General features: G+C 71.9%; 1 protein-coding gene. It reads right to left on the bottom strand.

The genetic code is table 11. From position 1 onward, the window contains the following. Positions 1 to 462: sigma-70 family RNA polymerase sigma factor (locus tag KBX53_RS35670; RefSeq protein ID WP_210864109.1), on the bottom strand; the 462-nt coding region annotated here is incomplete at both ends.

Genomic DNA, 462 nt, shown 5'->3' with positions numbered 1-462 from the left:
GACAGCTCGTGGGTGGCGGGGCTGCGCCAGTCGAGGCGGCGGGCGGGCAGCTGCTCGCGCATCGTCACGCGGGCCCGCTGCAGTGCGCTGGTCACCGACGCGACGGTCAGCTCCAGGGCGTCGGCGGCCGTCGACGCCGGCCAGCCGAGCACGTCGCGCAGGATGAACACCGCCCGCTGGCGCGGTGGTAGGTGCTGCACGGCGACGATGAACGCCAGCTCGATCGTCTCCCGCGCCACCACCGATTCCTGCGGGTCCTCGGGGAGCATCTGGTCGGGGTACGGCTGCAGGTACATCACCTCGGAGTCGGCGTCCGGCAGCGCGGACGGTGCGGGTGCCCGGTTGGTGGGCTTCTTCAGGAAGTCGAGGCAGGCGTTCGTCGCGATCCGGTACAGCCAGGTCCGTACTGCCGCGTGGCCCCTGAAGGACTCCCGCTTGTGCCAGGCGCGCAGGAACGTCTCC

This window comes from Micromonospora sp. M51 (assembly GCF_018070305.1).
Taxonomy (GTDB): Bacteria; Actinomycetota; Actinomycetes; order Mycobacteriales; family Micromonosporaceae; genus Micromonospora; species Micromonospora parva.
This window is presented reverse-complemented; position numbering and strand designations above follow the sequence as displayed.